Raw genomic sequence first — 16,471 nt, 5'->3', positions numbered from 1 at the left:
GGGTTGTCTCCCCTGGTGTCCACCAAACTCCGTTAAGAAGTCATCTCATTTGGTGAGTCTGCGATAGCAGATGAGGGTGCAGGCGATGCTGGTGAAGGCGAGGAAGTGGTCTGCCTTGCGTTCGTAGCGGCGGTGGAGGCGGCGGCAGCCGGCGAGCCAGGACATGGTCCGCTCGATGGTCCAGCGATGTCGGCCGAGTCGCTGTGAGGTCTCGATGCCCTTGCGGGCGATGCGGTGCCGAATGCGTCGCTGGGACAGCCATTGTCGCAGGTGGCGGTAGTCGTAGCCCTTGTCTGCGTGGAGCTTGGCGGGCCTGCGTCGGCGAGGTCCTCGGCGGGACCGGATCGGCGGTATGCCTTTCACGAGCGGGATCAGGGCCTGGCTGTCGTGGACGTTGGCGCCCGAGATTCCGACGGACAGGGGCAGACCGGTCCGCTCGGTGATCAGGTGGATCTTCGAGCCGTACTTGCCCCGGTCGACAGGATTCGGGCCTGTCAGGTCCCCCTTTTCAGGGCCCGCATGTTCACCGAGTCGATCGCGCAGCAGGACCAGTCCAACTCGCCGCGGGAGCCGAGTTCGTCGAGGACCAGGCGGTGCAATTTGGCCCACACCCTGGCCTTCGTCCACTCGGTGAACCTGCGGTGAGCCGTCGCCCCGGACGGTCCGAACGACGCTGCGGGAAGCTGCTGCCACGTGCAGCCGGACGTCGCCACGAACACGATCGCCGCCAGCACCTCACGATCACCGTGGCGACGTCGGCCGCCACCCTGAGGCCGCGACGGCGCCTCCGGCACCACCCGCTGGAACAGCTCCCACAACTCGTCCGGCACCAGCCGCTCGACAATCCCCACCACGGCCAACAGCCTACCGACCCAAATGAGATGACGCCTAAGGCAACACCAGCCTATCCGGATGGCAAGGGCCGGGGCCGGCCCTTGCCACAACCCCGCGGTCACTTCTCCAGCAGGGTCACAGGGGCCTGAGGACGAGGAGGTGGCAGTCGAGGATCTGGCGGGCTTCCCTCCGGCGGGAGCGGCGGGGGTGCAGCAGGGCGACTCCGACGATGACGATGTACACGGTGATCCAGATGTGCAGGACGGCGATCAGGACCCAGAGCAAGGGCCCGGTGGTCGGGAGCAGGGCGGTCAGTGCAGTGAGCATGGTTCCTCCTAATGTGCCGCCGGGCCGTGCGCTGCGGCGGTTCGCCCAGGTCACCAGGCCCGGTGCGCCCGGCCCGGGTAAAGGTGGGGGGTTTCTAATTCCCGAAGGCGCGGCCTCTTCCGACGGAAGTAGGTAGGTTCGCGGCATGTCTTCTCCTGATCCGATCTCCGCTGATCAGCAGCTCGTCGAGCACGCGCGTCAGCACGGTTTCGTGGTGTCAGCGAAGCAGCTTGCGTCGTGGCGGCGGGCGGGGCTGTTGCCGGAACACACGAAGCGGGCGCTGGGCCGCGGGCGCGGGAGCACGTCGGTTCCGGACGACGAGGCATTCGGTCTGGTCGTGGCGCTCGCCCGGCTGGCGCGGAGGGGCGCTCGGCCCTCTCATGTGGCGCTGGCACTGTTCGGCGAAGGGCACCCGGTGCCGGAGGAGACCGTGCGGGACGCCTTCGGCAAGGCGGTCCGGGGCCTGGGCGCCGGGCTCGGCGAGGAAGGTCCGGAAGAGGGGGAGAACGAGGAGGAGTGGGCGGAGCGCGTCGCCGACGAGGTGGTCGCCTCGGGGCAGCGGGTGCGGCTCGTTCCCGCGCGGGTGCGTCGGATCGATGAGGGCATCGCCCGGTACATGCGTGACCGGGGGGTGGTGTGGCCCCCTCCCGAGCTGGCCGACCTGGACGCGAACCCGGAACCTCCGAGCCTGTCCGGCGGGGAGGTCACGGTTGCCGCGGTGACCACGGTGCTACGTGGAGGTGCCGCCGTGACGCCGCAGGGGATCGGTGACGTGCTGCGGGCCGTGCAGCCGACGGGGTGGGGCAACCCGGGGGCGTCACTGGCCGAGTACACGGTCGATGACATCCCTGATGCCGCCCAGGAGGTGTTCCTTCCGGACGGCGGGATGAGCACCGTTCCCGACGGTGACGTGCGCGGCGCCCTGCTGAGTCTGGCGGAGACGGCCACCCTGGAGGACCTGCGGGAAGCCTGGGAGGTGAGCGGGGCGACCCGCGAGTGGGCGCTGGACCTGTGCGCACGGGTCGAGGCGGAGCTCGAGGCCGGCGAGCTGGGCGACGCGGCCCTCGCCTGGCTGATGGGCAGGGCCTTCGTGTCGGGGCTGGTGCTGATGGCCCAGGTGGGAGACCGCCACTGGTCCCCCACAGACCGGGCGTCGGACTCCCTGATCCTGTTGATGATGCGGCGGTCGTTACGCGACCTCGACGGCAAAGTGCCGGACTGCCAATGGGAGCTGCTCGGATCCCCCGCCGTGCTGCCAGCCCCGCTGGTCCCGTTCCTCCAGCCGCGGCACGCCTCCGAGATCCAGTAGGAGAATCATGATCCAGAGCCCTCGTGAGACCGTGGCGGCGGCCATGGCCGAAATGGCGGTGCTGCGTGCTCTCCAAGTGGCCGGTCGGCGCTTGCTCGCGCGGCGGAGCCGGGCGGTACGGGGCCCTCTGCGGACCGTCCCTCCGTGGGAGCTGCATGTCCATCTGCCGGTTGGCGATACCGATCTGGCGCTGCTCCTGCGGGATGCGTGGGTCATCCCGGAGGCCGTCGGCCTGCCCTCGACCATGATCGAGGCACTGGATCAGCACGTGCGAATTCTGCTTGCCGCGGGGCTCGGGTACCGCCGGGACGACTTGTTCAAGACCTTGTCCCGTCTGCCGCTGGAACAGCTGGTACTCCCTTGGGACGCGCCTGCCGGGACGGACAAGGCTCATGTTCCGAGCAAGTGATCCGGTGGAGCTGAGGGCGGCAGGCGTCCTGCGGTACTGCACGGGTGAGACCGTCGAACCGTATGACCGCTGCCCTCGGTGCGGTGATTTCCACGAGGTACGCGCTGCCCCCGACGGGCGCTTCGACTTTATGTGCGGCGGTGATCGGGCAGTTGAGGTCACAAAGGTGACCAGCAGTGTGGCTGAGCGGAACCGGCGCTCCTGGGAGCCGTACCTCAAGAAGCGTGCGGTACCCGAGTTGAATCTGGGCTGGCACGTGGTGTTCGAGAGTACGGCGAAGGCAACCTACGGGGGCCGCAAGGGGAACCCTCGCTTCAGGGATGCCCTGACCGTCATCAGCCCGGCCCTGGCCGAGCTGGAACGGCGTGGTGTGCACCGCTTCACCCCTGGCACGGCCTGTATCGAGCATCAGTTCCACGAGGAGGCGTGCCCATACAGCGTCCTGGGCAGTGCCGGGGTGATCTCCGGCTGTTCCACGCCCAGCGACACGACTACCGGCTACATCAGCGCCGGCCTGCTGACGGGGTCCGACCAGATGCCGGCTTTCAACCCAGACCACTGGGCCGGGAAGGCCGAGAAGAACCGCCGCCAGGGAAAGCCCCCACCGCCCTCTCCCCTCCCGGAACCACTCCGGATGGGCCCGGTGCTGTGGTCGTTGGATCCGGACTTCCTCGCTTCACTGGAGAAGCGCCGGGCCGAGGACGAACAGAAATCGGCCGAGACGACGCGAGCCCTTTTCCCCGGTCGCCACACCGATGCTGAACTCGCAGAACTGGCCCGCCGGGACGTGAGCGAACGGATCAGCCTCGCACGATCCTGACCTGGCGGACCGCGCTCCCGGCGAACCCGCCGCCCATCGCTGACGCCGACGGCGGAACGGAACTGGTGGACTTGCTGGAAGTCGAGTTCGGGCTGCACGAGGACCTGGCCCTGAAGCTCAACGCGGCTTCCGTCCGACCGCGCCGCGAGGTGTTCTTGTGGCTCACCTGGATGCGTTCCTCGGCATGGCACCGCCTCGCCGCTCCAGGCCTGCTGCCCCCGCGGTCTCCGAACGTACCGGTCGGCATCACCGGCCTCTGGGTCGGCTGCCTGCTGGACCAGACCGAGGTCCTGCACTGGGACTACGACACCGGCTGGACGCGCCACCCGCTCCCGAACCCGCTGCCTGTACCCCGATTCCTCGGCTGCCCCTGACCAACGACAGGACAGCACAGAGGTATTTCGGCCCCCTCATGGGCCGAGGTCGGACTGTGAGGAGGACCCGCTTTCCGGCTATAGGCACGCTCCGCAGTTGTCTATGTTACTAGCCCTCGACTCCGCCAACCTCCGTTAAGGCGACCCCTACCGTAGCCCTCCTCTGCCAGGTACGAGGGGTACCGCCCCGGGCAGGGGGTGCCTTCAACTACAGCACGAACCCCCAACTGACCATTTTTTCGGTCGAATGTCAGTGGCGTGGAGGATGATGACCTTCATTGTGCTGTTTGGCCTGTGGGGGGACATGATGCACCTGAGTCACATCGCGGTGAGCGGATTCCGGGCGAGCGCGGAGGACGCGATGGTCTGCGACCTCCCCGGCCGCTTCAGCGTGCTGATCGGAGCCAACGGCGTGGGGAAGACGACCCTCACAGACGCGCTCTATCTGGCACATGCCGCCAGCCGCTTCCCGGTCCTGCCAAGGTTCGGTTCCGCCACGCTCGCGTCGGAGAGGGCCACGCGCACCATCAGCGTCGCCTACCTTCTCGGTAACAGCCTTGAAGAGGAAGGGCCTCTCGGACGCAGGCTTCACGAGGTCGACCACCTGCCACTGAGCCGCTTAGCCCAGAGCTGGGGTGTCACGCTGAGTCGCCGGCTCGGCGGGGTCGTCGCGAAGGTTGATGGCGCACACGGCAGATTGCTGGACCTGGACCCGTACAAGCTGATCTACCTACCGGCCTGGCGCCACCCGCTAGACGAACTGGCGCGCCGCGAGGCGCGGATCTTGGTGGAACTGCTCCGAGCCGAACAACAACGCCTGAACGGCACCCGGAATCTCGTGGGGCTCCGGGCACGGGCCTCCCAACTGCTTGAGGAGCTGGCCAAAGAGAGCATCATCGACGCCGTCGAGAAGAGGATCGGCGGATACCTCAAGGACTTGTCGGCCGGGGTGAGCCAGCAGTGGCCGTACATACGTGGCCAGGTCATCGACGACAGCTACCTGGCCCGCGTTCTGGAGGTCATGCTCGCCGTCATGGAGGGACGCAGGTTCGCCCGGCCCCTCGAAGTCTCCGGGCTGGGATACGTCAACCTGCTGCACATCGCCGTGACCCTGGCGGCGATACCAGACTCCGCCAAGACTCCCCAGAGCGAGGCCGGGCCTCCTCCGGACTCCCCCAATCAGCCGCCTCTCACAGAAGAGGAACAAATCCGGCAGGCGGCCCTGAACCTAGAACAGGCGCAGGCCGACGCCGATGCGGAGGAGGACTCCTTTTTCGGTACGAAGCCATTCCACGCGACGGTCGTCATTGAGGAACCCGAGGCCCACCTCCATCCGCAGTTGCAGCACGCTCTCGTCCGCTACCTGCGCAGGACCGTCAAGGAGCGGCCCGAGCTGCAGGTCGTCCTCTCCAGCCACGCATCCGATGTCATCACGGCCTGCGCCCCCGAGGAGCTCGTCGTCGTGCGCCGGACGGCACAGGGAAGGGTTTGCCGCGCTCTCGCCAAGGTTGTACCGGACAAGCACCGCGCTGTCACTCTGCGGAAGACACAGCTCCACCTGGACGCAAGCCGGTCCGCCGCGCTCTTCGCCGAGCGCCTGGTGTTGGTCGAGGGCGTCACCGACGCGGCCATCTTGCGGGAGTTCGGCAAGGTGTGGGCCAGCGCGGACGCGCGCAAGCACTCCTTTATCGACGCTCTCAGCATCGTGCCCATGGGCTGGAAGGTCGGGCAGTGGCCGGTGCGTCTGCTGGCGACCCGGGGCAGTGAGCTATGCAACAAACTGGCGGTCCTCGTCGACAGCGATCTTCCCTTCGACAGCGCAGAGCCCAGGAAGCCGAAATGGCTCTCCGAGCACGACCCATCGGTCGTCGACGCCTTCGTCAGCCACCCGACTCTGGAACCGTCCATCACTGAAGGCAACGAGCACTTGATCGCGGCCGCTTTGAAGGAGGTCAACCTGGAGGTGCCGGAGGTGACGGCCCAGTCCGTGCATGAGTTGTTCCGCAGCGCAAAGAAGGCCAAGGGCGACCAGCCCGCCGTCCCAGCGGGATCCGGTTCCAGCAAAAAGGGCGACTTCGCGCTGGCCTTTGCCGGTCTCCTCGCGAAGGCCAACGAGGTGGACTCCGAGATATGGGACCTCGTGGAGGCGCCGGCCCTTGCGACCGTGCCGGAGCACATGCGGCAGCTGTTCGAGTTCCTCTACGCACCCGACCCCACTGGAGAAGGCGACGCCTCTGGGTCGGAGAACGACCCTCTTGCGCCCCTCGACGAACCCGACTGGCTGGCGGTGGTCAAGGAGGAACGGGACAGGGACGACCAGGACGCTGGGAAAATCGAGGACTTCCACTGGCAGGGGTTCGAGGAGAAGGAGAGGGAAGAGGACAGCGACTGGGCCGAAGCAGCCGGGTACGAACCGTTCCCAGACACGCCGGAACCTGACGCACCGCCGTGGGAGGAACTGCTACTCCGGCGCCCTTCCCCCAGAGGGGCCTGGCCTACGTCCGCACCTCGAACGGGGGGCGCCGATGAATAACCGCCGGCCCCCCGGCGCCCCCGCCCTCACGATAGAGCAACTCCTCGTCGCCGCGAGCCCTCGCCGCCTCCTCTACGTGGAGGCGTTCCCGGGCTCAGGCAAGACGACCGTCGCGCACCAGCGCTTCGGTCTGCACCGCTTCGCGCGCGCGGCTGATCACCGGGCAGTCGTGGCGGTCAGCTTCACCCGTTCGGCCACCGAGGAGCTACGCAGCCGGGTGTCTCAGCAGTGGGGTCCGTCGGCGCTGGCATGGCCCCATCGCATCGTCACGCTCGACTCGGTCCTGAACGACCTGCTCACCCACCTTCTGCGGACCCAGGTCCTCCGGTGGCCGGGCGGCCATGAGGAACTGGAAGTGTTGGACGCATGGCCGCCCCATCTGCCTACCACTCGCACCAAAGTGAGACCCGCCCTCCGCCTCGTGGGCACCCAAGTCGCCACCGCCTATCCAGAGGAGAATGAGCCGAAGTACCACATTAGGCCGGTGGACTTCTCCTCCGCGATCGACGACGGGTGGTGCACTCACGACAACGTTCGTGAAGTCCTGCGCGACGCCTTGGGCAGCGAGGAGGTTCGCACGCGTGTGACGGCCTATTTCGCCACAGCGATCAGGTCCCTGCTCGTCGATGAGGTCTACGACGCGAATGATCTTGATGTGGAGATCATCCGTGTCGCCGTTGACGCGGGACTGGCCGTCACCTTGGTGGGAGACCCGTGGCAGGCTCTCTACGCCTTTCGCGGCGCCCGTCCGGAGAGCGTGCGCCAGCTCCTTAGGCAGCTGAAGTTCGAACGCGGCGAGCTCCGGACCACGTTCAGATGGCGCGACAGCGCGACCCAGACGTCACTGGCGCAGGGACTACGCCGCCGGGAGAGCACGACCCTCCCGGAGGGAACGGCGAGTGAGGTCGATGTCGTGCTCGCACGCAGGTGGCAGTCGCTGTGGGACTGCGACCCGCAAGTGCTTCCCCTGGCCGCCCGGTGGAAGGCGCCTATGGGGCCACTCCAGAAGGCCTTGTGCACCGCACTTCTGAACGAACTCACCCAGAAGGCCCTCGGCCTGCCAACCCTGTTTCTCCCGGAGGCATGGACCACCCTGGGCATCAAGGAGACCGACACGTTCGAGGAGCTCCGCCCCCACCTGCAGAGTGCACTGCAACGTCTGGCAGGCCAGGACGACATCACCGCGATCTGGACCTCCTTGGTGCGTACCGTGCTCGCCAAAACGCGCGTCGAACCGTCGGGGGGGACACGCGCGGACGCCCCGCACGGCTCTCGGCCACTTGCGCACGCGCTTGAACGTGGAACAAGAGCAACTGGTTCTCGGCATGACCTGTCACCAGGCGAAGGGCAGGGAATGGGACAGAGTCGGAGTGCGGCTGGAGCAGTCCGACGCGGCTGCGCTCCGCAAGGGCCTCGACTCATCCGACGAGGCACATCGCGCGCTCTACGTCGCGCTGACCCGGGCTCGACGCAGCACCCTGGCGGTGTAGCAATTCGTGAAAATGTTGCCCGTAGCGAGAGAGCCAGGCAACGTGCTTGTTACGCGGTTGGAGTCCCTGTGCGGATAGCTGGTTCCAGGTGTGGAGGTGCCGGGGCGCGCAACTGGGAAGGAGGACGGGGCGGGGCTTTGGCGGCACGCCTCCGATGACCATCCTGGTCAGCCGAGGAAGCTGAAACGAACTTGAGGGCTGTCGTTCTCAATGTTCGTGCCCACCAACCTCCGTTGCGACAACCCTCAGCTTGTGCGAATCCCTGCCCGGAGCGAGGGCCACTACCCGGCGGGGCGGTCAGGCCCCGTCACCACCGCCACCCACGCGAGTAGCCAACCCCGTGCTCGGTCCGAGCCGCGCCGAGTTCGGCTTCAGCCGGTGAGAAAAGTCGGCGGCCAACCGATCCCTTTCCTAAAGTACCTGCTGACGCCATCGACCCAGTGGGAGATACTGCGGAAGGTTCCGATCCGACGATCACGCTCTGAGCTGGGGGAAACAGTGGCGGGCGGGAACGATCCATACGCAGGTGAACTTGCGCGACAGGCCAGGGAACGGGAGAAGGCCAGGAGAGCCGCTGAGGCCGAGGCCAAGCGAAAGGCTCGAAAGGAGAAGCTCGCTTACGAGGCGGCCCGCGCTCAGGAAGCCGTCGACCGCACGAGCGTGGCCGAGTACGATGCCGAGCAACTGTCACAACTGCTCCGCACAGCTGTGCTGCACGAGCCGCCACTCACCTTCGAGCGGCTGAGGCGATGGGGAGCGTACGCCTGCGCCATCGCCCGATGGGAAAACAGGCCGATGTAGGTGACGACTGCGGTGACCGAGCAGGCTGCGACCCGTTCGTTGACGAACAGGTCGGGCTTGACCGTCCGGATGCGGGCCATCAGCCCTCCCGGTGAGCTCGACGGCGCTGGAGCCGCTGGCACCGGCCCCGCGTCGAGGCTGCTGGGATTCCGCTGCTGGGTGGGCGCATGTGATACTCCGTCTTCATGGACGGGGCTGCGCGGTTGTTGCCTGCAAGCTGGCCACGCGGCCCCGGATCATTGGGTGCCCTCGGCGAGGGCAGCCGACGGATGCCCGGGAGTTGGCGCTCCCGGGCATCGTCGTTTTGGCCCCACCCTGGCCTGGACCGTTTTCGTGGGTGGATGGCACGATGATCACACTAGACTGAGATGGGGCGCTACTGTCAACCAGGGAAGATGAAGGCAGGGCAGCCATTCACAGCAGTGGAAGTGACGCGACCGGAGGACGGCCACAATGGACCACGAGAACAACGCACCCGCGGCGCAGGCGGGCGGCGGGGCCACACTTGCCGGTCGCCTGGACCGGCTGTTCACCACCGTCCACCCGAAGGGACGCGGCCCGTACAGCTACGAGGAGGTGGCGTCAGGCATCCGCCGACAGGGCGGCCCGACCATCTCCGCGAGCTACATCTGGCAACTGAGAACCGGCGCCAAGGACAATCCGACCAAGCGCCACCTCGAGGCCCTTTCCACCTTCTTCGGCGTGAAGCCCGCCTACTTCTTCGACGACGACGAATCGGAGAAGATCGCCGCCGAACTCGACGCACTCGCCGCCATGCGCGATGCGGGCGTGAGATCAGTTGCCCTACGTGCGTCCGGACTCTCCGACAAGAGCCTCAAGATCATTTCAGAATTCATCGAGCGCGCTCGCGAACTCGAAGGCCTCGGGGTTCCCCACGGGGATTCGATCATCGATGTGAATTCCAGTGGCAAACATCACGATGGCGTGAACTGATGCCCCATTAGCAAGGATCCGTCGCCGGTCTTGCACATAATTGTCCGTATTTAGTCGGCGCAATCGACAGCCCCCCAGATGTGCGATCGGAAATGATCCATATACTCGCCACGGCATCGCGGCAGTGAGCCGCGCGTTCGAGAAGTGTCGGAGTCGGAGGGCAGATGAAGTCCGGTCGTTCGGGGCCTGCCCAAGATCAGGAAATCCGGCTCGCATCCGTCCTGGACGATCTCGACCTTCCGGACCCCTTCAAGATCGAGGAACTGCTCGCCCGCGTGTCCAAGAAGCGCGGCCGGCCTATCCACCTGCACACCTTCCCGGCGATCACCGGTGACGAACTGCCCTGCGGAGCCTGGCTCGCCACAGACAAGGCAGACCACATCCTCGTCGAGGACGCCACCAGTCCACTCCACCGGGACCACATCGTGTTGCACGAGGTCAGCCACATGCTCCTCAGGCACACCCCGCGCCAAACCCTCGGCCGAGCCTTCCACCACCTCGACCCCGACCTCGTGATGGGCGTCCTTGGCCGCACGAGCTACGAGACCGAGGAGGAGCGGAGCGCGGAGACGCTAGCCGGCCTCATCGCGACCCGCGCCGCTCTGCGTAGAACCAGCGACCGGCCCACCCCCAGCACCTTGCGTCGGCTCAATGCCGCGCTCAGCGACACCTGAGACTCCCCCACACATGATTGACGCGATACCCGCCGTCCTGCTCTGGGCCGTCACCCTCTGGCGTGCCCGCTCCGCCTTCCGCAGACCCCAACGACTCAGTCTCTGGCTGGCCTTCGCGGCACTCGCCGTGGCCATGACGGTCCGACCGGGCGCCATCGCATCGGCAGTCGACGAGCACCTGCACGTCACCAACCTGACGTTCCTGATCAAGCACATCTGCGGGACCGTCGCGGCGGCATCGGTCCTCACCTTCGTCGCCGACATGGCCGAGTCGAAGGCCGGGATACGCGTATCCCGGCTGCACAAGGCCGTGCCTGTCGTCGCGGTCGTCCTGCTGGCCGCCTGCTTCTTCGCCACGCCCCAGCCTCACGAGGCAGAGGACCTCCTGGCGGACTACGCCGACCACGCCACGATCCTCGCGTACGGCGTCGTATGGACCTCCTACCTCAGCGCCGCCCTGCTGAGTGCCACGCTGCTCTGCTTCCGCTGGGGGCGCCGCCCCGACAGCGGACTCGTCGGCCGAGGGCTGCTCCTCATCGGCACCGGCACCGCCGTCGGCCTCGTATACGCCCTCCACCGCGTCGCCGTGCTGTTCATCGACTACCTCGGCAACAGTCCGCGCGGTGAAAACGTCAACCACGCGCTCAGCACGGACCTGCTCTTCCTGGCCCTGCTGCTGATCGTGCTGGGCAGCACCCTCCCCGCCGCCCCACGCGTCTTGGCCCGCATCCGGGCCCACTGGCAGCTCGTCAGCCTCTATCCCCTGTGGCGCGCCCTCACCGACGCCGTCCCGGAGACCCGGCTCGACACCCCGCCGAGCCGCGCCGCCGACGCGGCCAACCCACTGCGTACGCACGACCGGCTGTACCGGCGCACCATCGAGATACGCGACTCGATCCTCACCCTCGCCGACCACGCGCCGGCAGAACTGCGCGGGCGCTCCTACGACCACGCCACCTCCCTCGGCTTCATCGGCGCCCACGCCGACATCACCACCGAAGCCTGCTGGCTCGCCGTCGCCCGTGAGGAACGGCTCCGCGGCGCGGCCACCGGCTCCGGCGAGCCCATGCCCCCGGCCAGCGGAGGTCGCGACCTCGCTACCGAGATCCGCGCCCTCATCACCCTCAGCACCGCCTACCGCTCCCGCGCCACGCAGGACTTCCTCCGCGCCCACCTTGAGGAGACACCGGCATGACCGCCACCACGCAGCTTCCGCCCACTGCCGCCGTTCCTGCCGAGCGGCGCTCCGCACGCCTCGTCACCGAGGTCCTGGCGCCTGCCAACCTGGTCGTCGGCGTCCTGCTGGTCATCGGCTGGCACTCCACCGACTCCCTTGCGGGTGCGGGCTGGGGTCTGCTGGCCGGCGCCTTCTGCGGCGGCCTGCCGATCGCCTACATCGTCGCCGGCGTCCGCCGTGGCCGCTGGACCGACAAGCACCTCAAGGTCCGTTCTCAGCGGTGGATACCGCTCTTCGTCACCCTCGGTTCCGTCCTCGTCGGCACGGGCCTGCTGCTAGCGCTCGACGCGCCCCGCGAGGTCGTCGCCCTGGTCGCCGCCATGATCGCCGGCCTGGTGCTGACCATGGCGGTCACCGTCTGGTGGAAAGTCAGCGTCCACACCGCCGTCGCCTCCGGCGTCGCCATCGTCATCACCGTCGCCTACGGCTGGTGGGCCGCCCTCCTCTTCCTCGGCGTCGCCGCCGTCGGCTGGTCCCGAGTCTCGCTGCGCGACCACACAACGGCACAGGTGATCGCGGGCACCATCCTGGGCGGCACGGCGGCAGCCGTGGTGTTCGCGGGACTGCGCTGACCCGTTCGCTCAGGTTCACCGCATCAGTTGACCAAGAAGTATCCGCCGGGTCAGTCAGCGGTTAGGCGCCGGCGCGTGGCGCCGGCGTCCGGATCACCCGGGCACGGCTGGGGTCGGAAACCGCCGGCCGCATCCTGCCGGGGTTCCCAGACAGGATCCGATGCATCGTCAGCTTCCTGCTGTCTCGGTTCGCTCTCGGCACGGGACGCCCGAGCGCCGTCAGCATCCTTCCCCTCGGACAGCGCCATCGAAGCTGCGGCCAGCACGATCCACGCGGCCTTGGCGCCGCGTTCCGTGACGTGGCCCCCCGCCTCTGTTGGTCGGTCCAGCGGTACACGAGGCCGAGAGTGGCGGACGGCGTGCTGATCGTCGGGCGGCGGACCCTCAAAGGTGGGTGTTCACGAGTGCCTCTGATCAGGTACGCGTGAAGCGCCTGAAGATCGCTTCCCGCGGCAAGGTTGATCGTTTCCCGCACGGGGTGTCAGCGAGGGGCCTCAGTCCCACCAGAAGTCCCAGTTGTGGACACCGGTGAGCCGCTCAGCGTACGCGGCCAGTGTGTACGGGCATCTGCCTTGCCAGATGTTGTCGGGGCAGAAGGCGAAGTGCTCGGCCGCGACCAGGAGGGCGTCCTCCTCAGTTGTGGGTGGGGCTGCGACGCTGAGATGCAGGGTGGAGAAGCCGACGGCGACCACACGGGCGCTGAACCGGTTCTCCCAGTCGCCGACGATCGCGGAGAACTTCGCCGTGTCGGTGTCATAGTTGGCGGGACCGGACCATCCTGCCGTTGTGAGGGCTTCTGCGCCGGATGCGGCGGTGACCAGCCCGAGACGCGACTTGGGGTGGTCGGAAAGGAACACCTCGGCATACTCGGCGGCCAGTTGGTCAGCGCTCAACACGGCTTCTCGGCTGGGTGCGCGTCCAGGCCAGCTTTGCTCGAAGGGGGCGGTGATGGCGAGGCGCCGATCAGCCGACAGCATGTCGTCGTCTTCGTCGACGGCGGTATACGTCGCCCACCACTCCGCGAGAAGGCCGGCTGGGTCGTGGCTCGCGGCAGCGGACATCTGTTCTGGAAAAACCTCGCCCGATCCCCAGGGGCGGAATTCAGCATCCTCGGGGTCGAGCGCGTCCAGCAGCAGGGGCCACCGGCCGGAGCCGCGGTGTTCGGCGTGCATCCGAGCCCACAGCCCGGCTGCGGCCGGCTCGTCGCTGAGCCATAGGGGTTGGGAATCTCCATCGCCTTCACTGGACGTGATCATCCGGCCGGACGGCATCACTGAGCGGATCCGATCACACCGTCACGGAACTGTTGGAAGGTGTGCCAGCCCGACGTCTGCCCCGGATTGATCAGGTCCCCTTCGGCGAGGTCGAGCCCCTTGCACCCCAGAGCCTCCGCAAGGCGGAAGACAGGTGCCAGCACGTCCTCGCCGGAGCCCCGAATGTGAAGCATGATCGAGTCCACCGGGTCTTCTGAGTCGATGCTTAGTTCGATGGACCAAGTGGGGCCGGACAGGTCGCCCCACGTGGGGTCCGAGAGATCAACTTCGGGAACGGCCTGGGTGACAGCCGCGAGCACCTCGCATTGCCGGCCGAGCGGTTCCGGCGAGTAGTCGTCGGGAAGCTCGTGCATCGAGGTGACCTCGTCGGGCAAGCGGAGGAGGAGCACATCCCAGCTCATGGTGGCCTTTCAGGTAGGACTCAAGTAGCGGTCGCGGTCGGTCAGATCAGGCTGAGCTGCTCTCCAGGAGGCTGAGGCAGGAGCACGCTCTGCAACTGGCGGACGTTCGCGCGCCAGGTGGCGCCACCCGACTCGCCCCACAGCCCCATCAGCTCGGACGGCTTGGTCATGACACGGTCGAGGGCCTGACGTGCCAGATCGCGCAGGCCGCTTAGATCAGGAAGGAGCTCTTCCGGCCCATAAACGGGATCAGCAGGCTCACCCCGGGGACACTGCGCCGCGACGAGGGCGGCCGCGGCCACAGCTACCTCTGCTTCAGGCGCTTCGAGGTAGTTCACGGTGTCGATCACACGGGTGAGAGCGCCGCGAACGATGCCCTCGCGTTCGCCTGCGGCAGCCTCGTCGAGGTCGCCACAGAAGTCCGCTGCGGTGTCGTTATCGAAGGGGCCGACGTCCCACGTGCCCATAGTCTCTCCCGATCACGGTGCTGATCGAGGAATCCTGACAGAGGCCACTGACAGCGGCCGCACGGGCCGGACCAGCGTGAAAGTACGCCGGGGTCGGGAACGGCTGCCGGACATCAGGGCCTGGACGAGATGTGGGTGATGGTGCGGTGACGGGCATCAGCGAGAACCACGTGAAGGTCCATTTCCGGCTGGAGGTGGGCGAGAATGGCTGGCCACCGACGAGTGTCGAGAGCCTGTGGGCGGTGGACCTTGGCGATGGAACGGTGCGGTTGGACAACACTCCGTGGTTCGTGCGCGGGGTCGCCAGTGGGGACATCATCCGGGTGGACGCCGACGATGACGGGTGCCGTGTTGGCGCTGATCGTCCCCCTCTGGTGTGCCACTCGCTCAGCCGCGGTTGCTGTCCGCCCATTCGTCGCTATTCCACATGACGGACATGGCTCCGATGGGTTCGAACCGGATCTGCGGGTCGTTGCTCTGGACCAAGCAGATCAGACGGCGGCGAAGTACGGCTGCCTGCCTGGCCTGGACGGCGATGATGTCCAGGACGACCTGGGCCGCCCTGGGGCAGGTCGTCGCGAACCGGTCGTAGTCGGTGAAGACGAGAGCCCGTCCGGCGCCCTCGGGAGCATCGTCGTAGCCGCCGTAACAGGCCATGTCGCCGAGGCAGTCGTTGAGCGCGTCCAGGTTGTGCCCGTAGTAGTCGGGGAAGTTTAGGGCCGCGGCCATGGCACGGTGCATGTCTCGCTCCGTGCTCCATTGGCCGGCCTCCAGACGGATAACGCGGAAGCCGTGGTCTTCGAGACGTTCGGTCGCCTGTGTGAGGAGACGCTTGCGCCAGAAAAGGGTAACGAAGGTGTTGATCATGTACTCGATGCCGGGAAGCCGAGTGGTCGCGGTGGCTTGCGCCGCTTCGCTCCTGTAGGCATCGAGGAGGCGGAAGAACTCTTCGACGGGGGTCGAGCCGTCGGGCATGTTGCGCTCGATGTCGGCTGCCCAGCCGAGCGGGCTGGTGCCGCCAAGGCGTGTCCCGAGCCACTGGCCGAATGCCCCACCGCGCCAGAAGTCGCAGGGGTCATCGATGGAATGCACGCCGAGGGCTACCTGGTAGCCGATCAGCATTGTCTGCAGATCGTGGAGTGAGCCGCCGCGTAGCCACGTGCCGGGCCGGAGACGTATCTGGTCCAGGAAGTCGTACACGTCCGTGCAGTCCCGCCAGTGCTTGGCCGTACGGCCCGGGACGTCCTCGATCGACATGTTCCGACCCTACGGTGCTAACGGGTGCTGTCGTCCGTGGGAGGGGCGTGAGCGCAAGGCGATCACACCGGGGTGTCCAGGATGAGGCCGAGTGCGAGCTGCGGATGGCGGCTGATGCGCTCACCGGCCTGCTGGTGCCCTGCGGGCTGGCGTCGGCTGGCGGCGACCAGAAGGCTGGCGGAGTGTCCGAAGATGCCTTCTTCAGAGCCTCCGCAGTAGTGCCAGCTCGATAAGTTCCATCAGGACCGGCACTGCCTCCACCTCACCTGGCAGGACGCCTACCGTCCCGAGCGGGCGAACATCGAGGATCTCAACGGCAGGGCCAAGAGCCACGCCATCGACATCTCCAACCCCACCGAGCGGATCGCCCACGGCCGGGTCGCGCAGACCATCCTCCTCGGGCTGATGATCTGCAGCATCAACCTGCACACCCTCTTCACCCGGCATCAGACCCCCGGAGCCCGAGCGACCGCGACCACTCATGAAGTCATCGCCTCCATCGCCGGACCCGCCGCGCAGCCACCCGACGTGTCCGGCCTGCCTCCACCCAACGGTTCGAAGACCCGCACGACCACCTGAGACCCCGGCACCACACACGGGGATCACGGCGCAAGGCAACCGCTCCCGGCACCGAACCCGTTCGGAAAACATCTCGAACAGACCCCGGAAACGCCGAGATCCCGCCCGATCCATCAGATCGGACGGGATCGAGTGAACTCTTCCTTAGCGAACTCAAGA

The 16,471-nt window shown here is 67.2% G+C and carries 19 protein-coding genes and 1 pseudogene; 13 read left to right on the top strand and 7 right to left on the bottom strand.

Annotation, left to right across the window (positions count from 1 at the left end):
• Positions 1 to 45 precede the first annotated feature (45 nt).
• A protein-coding gene (locus E5082_RS24940; RefSeq protein WP_229918768.1) for an IS5 family transposase occupies positions 46 to 845 on the bottom strand; the annotation gives its coding sequence in 2 pieces (ribosomal slippage) (positions 46 to 507 and positions 510 to 845; 798 coding nt in all).
• Between the two features lie 124 nt (positions 846 to 969).
• Positions 970 to 1,161 (bottom strand): hypothetical protein, encoded by a 192-nt coding sequence (locus E5082_RS24935; RefSeq protein ID WP_135793481.1) that lies wholly within the window; start codon positions 1,159 to 1,161, stop codon positions 970 to 972.
• 145 nt (positions 1,162 to 1,306) lie between these two features.
• Between E5082_RS24935 and E5082_RS24930 the strand changes: the two genes are divergently transcribed.
• The 7 genes and pseudogenes from E5082_RS24930 to E5082_RS24900 all read left to right on the top strand — a co-directional run bounded on the left by E5082_RS24930 (position 1,307) and on the right by E5082_RS24900 (position 8,096).
• On the top strand, positions 1,307 to 2,470 hold the full coding sequence (locus tag E5082_RS24930; RefSeq protein ID WP_229918746.1) for a hypothetical protein: 1,164 nt from the start codon (positions 1,307 to 1,309) through the stop codon (positions 2,468 to 2,470).
• A gap of 7 nt (positions 2,471 to 2,477) precedes the next feature.
• Positions 2,478 to 2,879 (top strand): hypothetical protein, encoded by a 402-nt coding sequence (locus E5082_RS24925; RefSeq protein ID WP_135793480.1) that lies wholly within the window; start codon positions 2,478 to 2,480, stop codon positions 2,877 to 2,879.
• Positions 2,880 to 3,045: 166 nt separating this feature from the next.
• Positions 3,046 to 3,699, top strand: coding sequence for a hypothetical protein (locus tag E5082_RS24920; RefSeq protein WP_135793479.1), 654 nt, complete (start codon positions 3,046 to 3,048; stop codon positions 3,697 to 3,699).
• Positions 3,700 to 3,764: 65 nt separating this feature from the next.
• Positions 3,765 to 4,073 carry a hypothetical protein gene (locus E5082_RS24915; RefSeq protein WP_135793478.1) on the top strand — a complete coding sequence of 103 codons (309 nt, stop codon included), beginning with the start codon at positions 3,765 to 3,767 and terminating at the stop codon, positions 4,071 to 4,073.
• A 265-nt stretch (positions 4,074 to 4,338) separates the two neighbouring features.
• Positions 4,339 to 6,606, top strand: coding sequence for an ATP-dependent nuclease (locus tag E5082_RS24910; protein ID WP_167514133.1), 2,268 nt, complete (start codon positions 4,339 to 4,341; stop codon positions 6,604 to 6,606).
• Positions 6,599 to 7,366: pseudogene (locus E5082_RS33785) on the top strand (UvrD-helicase domain-containing protein); the annotation flags it as partial. The gene E5082_RS24910 and the pseudogene E5082_RS33785, both read left to right, overlap by 8 nt.
• Before the next feature lie 538 nt (positions 7,367 to 7,904).
• Positions 7,905 to 8,096, top strand: a complete 192-nt coding sequence (locus tag E5082_RS24900; RefSeq protein ID WP_135793476.1) for an ATP-binding domain-containing protein — start codon at positions 7,905 to 7,907, stop codon at positions 8,094 to 8,096.
• Positions 8,097 to 8,731: 635 nt separating this feature from the next.
• Here the strand turns inward: E5082_RS24900 and E5082_RS24895 are convergent.
• On the bottom strand, positions 8,732 to 8,977 hold the full coding sequence (locus E5082_RS24895) for a hypothetical protein (RefSeq protein WP_167514126.1): 246 nt from the start codon (positions 8,975 to 8,977) through the stop codon (positions 8,732 to 8,734).
• 373 nt (positions 8,978 to 9,350) lie between these two features.
• Between E5082_RS24895 and E5082_RS24890 the strand changes: the two genes are divergently transcribed.
• From E5082_RS24890 to E5082_RS24875, 4 genes are all read left to right on the top strand, one after another.
• Positions 9,351 to 9,851, top strand: a complete 501-nt coding sequence (locus E5082_RS24890; protein WP_229918745.1) for a helix-turn-helix domain-containing protein — start codon at positions 9,351 to 9,353, stop codon at positions 9,849 to 9,851.
• A gap of 164 nt (positions 9,852 to 10,015) precedes the next feature.
• Positions 10,016 to 10,525 (top strand): hypothetical protein, encoded by a 510-nt coding sequence (locus tag E5082_RS24885; protein ID WP_229918744.1) that lies wholly within the window; start codon positions 10,016 to 10,018, stop codon positions 10,523 to 10,525.
• A gap of 13 nt (positions 10,526 to 10,538) precedes the next feature.
• Positions 10,539 to 11,720 carry a DUF2304 domain-containing protein gene (locus E5082_RS24880; RefSeq protein WP_135793474.1) on the top strand — a complete coding sequence of 394 codons (1,182 nt, stop codon included), beginning with the start codon at positions 10,539 to 10,541 and terminating at the stop codon, positions 11,718 to 11,720.
• A complete protein-coding gene (locus E5082_RS24875; RefSeq protein WP_135793473.1) occupies positions 11,717 to 12,334 on the top strand; it encodes a phosphatase PAP2 family protein in 618 nt (205 codons plus the stop codon). Before E5082_RS24880 ends, E5082_RS24875 begins: the two co-directional genes overlap by 4 nt.
• Before the next feature lie 494 nt (positions 12,335 to 12,828).
• On the opposite strand, the gene E5082_RS24870 is transcribed toward E5082_RS24875, so the two are convergent.
• The 3 genes from E5082_RS24870 to E5082_RS24860 are packed head-to-tail and all read right to left on the bottom strand — an operon-like array spanning position 12,829 to position 14,476.
• Positions 12,829 to 13,590 (bottom strand): DUF4253 domain-containing protein, encoded by a 762-nt coding sequence (locus tag E5082_RS24870; protein ID WP_135793472.1) that lies wholly within the window; start codon positions 13,588 to 13,590, stop codon positions 12,829 to 12,831.
• A 14-nt stretch (positions 13,591 to 13,604) separates the two neighbouring features.
• The gene (locus E5082_RS24865) at positions 13,605 to 14,009 is read right to left on the bottom strand and encodes a hypothetical protein (RefSeq protein WP_135793471.1); all 405 of its coding nucleotides are present in this window, start codon (positions 14,007 to 14,009) and stop codon (positions 13,605 to 13,607) included.
• A gap of 41 nt (positions 14,010 to 14,050) precedes the next feature.
• Complete coding sequence (locus tag E5082_RS24860) at positions 14,051 to 14,476, bottom strand: DUF4259 domain-containing protein (protein WP_135793470.1); 426 nt, start codon at positions 14,474 to 14,476, stop codon at positions 14,051 to 14,053.
• 131 nt (positions 14,477 to 14,607) lie between these two features.
• On the opposite strand from E5082_RS24860, the gene E5082_RS33490 reads away from it, so the two are divergent.
• Positions 14,608 to 14,907: a DUF4265 domain-containing protein gene (locus E5082_RS33490; protein WP_308437499.1), complete on the top strand. Its 300-nt coding sequence runs from the start codon at positions 14,608 to 14,610 to the stop codon at positions 14,905 to 14,907.
• On the opposite strand, the gene E5082_RS24850 is transcribed toward E5082_RS33490, so the two are convergent.
• On the bottom strand, positions 14,864 to 15,733 hold the full coding sequence (locus tag E5082_RS24850) for a barstar family protein (protein WP_229918743.1): 870 nt from the start codon (positions 15,731 to 15,733) through the stop codon (positions 14,864 to 14,866). The two genes, E5082_RS33490 and E5082_RS24850, sit on opposite strands and share 44 nt — an antisense overlap.
• Positions 15,734 to 16,138: 405 nt before the next feature.
• On the opposite strand from E5082_RS24850, the gene E5082_RS32470 reads away from it, so the two are divergent.
• Positions 16,139 to 16,312 (top strand): hypothetical protein, encoded by a 174-nt coding sequence (locus E5082_RS32470; protein ID WP_167514132.1) that lies wholly within the window; start codon positions 16,139 to 16,141, stop codon positions 16,310 to 16,312.
• Positions 16,313 to 16,471: the final 159 nt, after the last annotated feature.

The organism is Streptomyces griseoluteus (genome assembly GCF_004784465.1).
GTDB lineage: Bacteria > Actinomycetota > Actinomycetes > Streptomycetales > Streptomycetaceae > Streptomyces > Streptomyces griseoluteus.
This window is presented reverse-complemented; position numbering and strand designations above follow the sequence as displayed.

What these genes read in the sequence shown, in the direction of transcription:
- E5082_RS24890 (WP_229918745.1), top strand. Translation starts at nt 9,351, where the DNA reads ATGGACCACGAGAACAACGCACCCGCGGCGCAGGCGGGCGGCGGGGCC.
- E5082_RS24910 (WP_167514133.1), top strand. Translation starts at nt 4,339, where the DNA reads ATGATGACCTTCATTGTGCTGTTTGGCCTGTGGGGGGACATGATGCAC.
- E5082_RS32470 (WP_167514132.1), top strand. Translation starts at nt 16,139, where the DNA reads ATGATCTGCAGCATCAACCTGCACACCCTCTTCACCCGGCATCAGACC.
- E5082_RS24860 (WP_135793470.1), bottom strand. Translation starts at nt 14,476, where the DNA reads ATGGGCACGTGGGACGTCGGCCCCTTCGATAACGACACCGCAGCGGAC.
- E5082_RS24895 (WP_167514126.1), bottom strand. Translation starts at nt 8,977, where the DNA reads ATGGCCCGCATCCGGACGGTCAAGCCCGACCTGTTCGTCAACGAACGG.
- E5082_RS24880 (WP_135793474.1), top strand. Translation starts at nt 10,539, where the DNA reads ATGATTGACGCGATACCCGCCGTCCTGCTCTGGGCCGTCACCCTCTGG.
- E5082_RS24875 (WP_135793473.1), top strand. Translation starts at nt 11,717, where the DNA reads ATGACCGCCACCACGCAGCTTCCGCCCACTGCCGCCGTTCCTGCCGAG.
- E5082_RS24935 (WP_135793481.1), bottom strand. Translation starts at nt 1,161, where the DNA reads ATGCTCACTGCACTGACCGCCCTGCTCCCGACCACCGGGCCCTTGCTC.
- E5082_RS24885 (WP_229918744.1), top strand. Translation starts at nt 10,016, where the DNA reads ATGAAGTCCGGTCGTTCGGGGCCTGCCCAAGATCAGGAAATCCGGCTC.
- E5082_RS24865 (WP_135793471.1), bottom strand. Translation starts at nt 14,009, where the DNA reads ATGAGCTGGGATGTGCTCCTCCTCCGCTTGCCCGACGAGGTCACCTCG.
- E5082_RS24930 (WP_229918746.1), top strand. Translation starts at nt 1,307, where the DNA reads ATGTCTTCTCCTGATCCGATCTCCGCTGATCAGCAGCTCGTCGAGCAC.
- E5082_RS24870 (WP_135793472.1), bottom strand. Translation starts at nt 13,590, where the DNA reads ATGATCACGTCCAGTGAAGGCGATGGAGATTCCCAACCCCTATGGCTC.
- E5082_RS24850 (WP_229918743.1), bottom strand. Translation starts at nt 15,733, where the DNA reads ATGTCGATCGAGGACGTCCCGGGCCGTACGGCCAAGCACTGGCGGGAC.
- E5082_RS24925 (WP_135793480.1), top strand. Translation starts at nt 2,478, where the DNA reads ATGATCCAGAGCCCTCGTGAGACCGTGGCGGCGGCCATGGCCGAAATG.